Origin of the sequence: Christiangramia aquimixticola, from assembly GCF_048285835.1 — a bacterium.
In the GTDB taxonomy this organism is placed as follows: domain Bacteria; phylum Bacteroidota; class Bacteroidia; order Flavobacteriales; family Flavobacteriaceae; genus Christiangramia; species Christiangramia aquimixticola.
Window position 1 is genome coordinate 1 of sequence record NZ_JBLVTL010000114.1, and the last position, 335, is coordinate 335.

1 protein-coding gene is annotated in these 335 nt (G+C 38.5%); it reads right to left on the reverse strand.

From position 1 onward, the window contains the following. Positions 1 to 335: hypothetical protein (locus ACNKXV_RS13740; RefSeq protein WP_417908290.1), on the reverse strand; the 335-nt coding region annotated here is incomplete at both ends.

Genomic DNA, 335 nt, shown 5'->3' on the forward strand with positions numbered 1-335 from the left:
TCTCATGGACAAGTTTACTTTCTCCCGTAGACAAATTCAGAAGATAAACTGCTGCATTGTCTGCTTTTTCTTCCTCAGCTAAGGTGTACTGAAGAAAGTCTCCATTTGGTGTGAAGCTGTAGGATTTTACTCGCTCAAACTCCCAAGTTTTTGCTCCATCAAGTGATCGAACCAAAAGTTTGGTCCCATCAGTTTTCTTAGGTTTTTCAATTTTTGCAGTAGAATCCGTTTTATTGGTAGCTATAGAATCTTTTGGCGCATCTTTTTTGGGAAGTTCTTTCTCAAAGTGAATGGCAATCCAGCTTCCTTTTTCAGTTGGAATCGCAAAAGATTTA